Raw genomic sequence first — 1522 nt, 5'->3', positions numbered from 1 at the left:
GGGCGGCCGTTCTTCACGCTTCGAGGTGTCGAGCAACGTCGCGTGAAGGAACGGCCGCTGGTGAAGAGTCTCGCCCCTGAACAGACCGCTGACGCCGCGTTGGGCGTCCTGTCCCACTTTCGTGTCGAGTTCTACGACTGCCTCTACACCCGGGCGGACGCGCTCTTCGAGTTGACCGACGCGGTGCTGTGCTCGGACGGCCCGGTGACGTCGCTGGTCGAGTTGACGCTCACGGCCGAGCACCGACGCGGGCACGGAGCGATGTACGACGCGGTCAACCACGGCTGGCTGGAACCGCGTCGCCTGCGCAGGCTGCTGGCCTCCACGCCGCTGCCGCGAGCCGCCGACGGGCGGATCGTGCTCGCCGTGGACGTGAGCAACTGGCTGCGACCCGATGCCCCCACCAGTCCGGAGTTGCTGTTCTGCCACGTCTACGGGCGGGGCCGCAGCGCGGATCAGTTCATCCCCGGCTGGCCCTACTCCTTCGTCGCCGCACTGGAGACGGGACGCACCTCCTGGGCGGCCGTGCTGGACGCGATCCGGCTGGGGCCGGCCGACGACGCCACCGCGGTGACCGCCACCCAACTGCGCGAGGTGATCACCCGGCTCGTGCACGCCGGGCAGTGGCGGCCGGGCGACGCGGACATCCTCATCGTCATGGACACCGGCTACGACGTCACCCGCCTCGCCTACGTCCTGGCCGACCTGCCCGTCGAGCTGGTCGGCCGACTGCGCTCGGACCGCGTCATGCTCCGAGACGCCGGCCCACGCCGCTCCACCCCTCGCGGTGGGCAGCCCCGCAAGCACGGCGGCGTCCTCACCTTCTCCAAGCCGGAGTCCTGGCACACCCCCGACCACGCCACGACGTGCGACACCACCCGCTACGGCACGGCCGAGGCCCTCGCCTGGGACCGGATGCACCCCCGATTGCAGGCCCGTGGCCCCTGGCTCGATCACTGCGGCGAACTCCCACTGATCCACGGCACGTTGATCCGGCTGAAGGTCGAGCACCTGCCCGGCGACCGTGACCCCAAGCCGGTGTGGCTGTGGTCCTCGCGCACCGGGATGACCGGCCAAGACGTCGACGTGCGCTGGCAGGCGTTCCTCCGCAGGTTCGATCTTGAACACACCTTCCGGCTGTTCAAACAGACCCTGGGCTGGACCGTCCCCAAGGTCCGCGATCCGCACACGGCTGACCTGTGGACGTGGCTGATCATCGCCGCCCACACCCAACTCCGCCTCGCCCGGCCCCTCGCCGAGGACCTGCGCCGGCCCTGGGAACGGCCCGCCGAGCCCCGTCGGCTCACCCCTGCCCGGGTCCGCCGGGGGTTCCGCCACCTCCGCGTGAAGACCGCCCGTCCCGCCGATGTGCCCAGACCCTCCAAACCCGGCCCCGGACGTCCCCCAGGCTCGAAGAACCGCAGGCCAGCACCACGTCACGAGCCCGGGAAGACCGTGAAACGAATCGAAACCCTCACCGAACACGTCCGCCTGAAACAGCAGCGAGGTTAATGATCAAGCT

At 70.4% G+C, this 1522-nt stretch carries 1 protein-coding gene; it reads left to right on the top strand.

Features of this window, described 5'->3' with window-relative positions:
- The first annotated feature begins 99 nt into the window (after positions 1-99).
- Positions 100-1512, top strand: a complete 1413-nt coding sequence (locus E1265_RS36165) for an NF041680 family putative transposase (protein WP_132935165.1) — start codon at positions 100-102, stop codon at positions 1510-1512.
- The last annotated feature ends 10 nt before the right edge of the window (positions 1513-1522 follow it).

The sequence above is a fragment of the Streptomyces sp. 8K308 genome, from assembly GCF_004348315.1.
In the GTDB taxonomy this organism is placed as follows: domain Bacteria; phylum Actinomycetota; class Actinomycetes; order Streptomycetales; family Streptomycetaceae; genus Streptomyces.
This window is presented reverse-complemented; position numbering and strand designations above follow the sequence as displayed.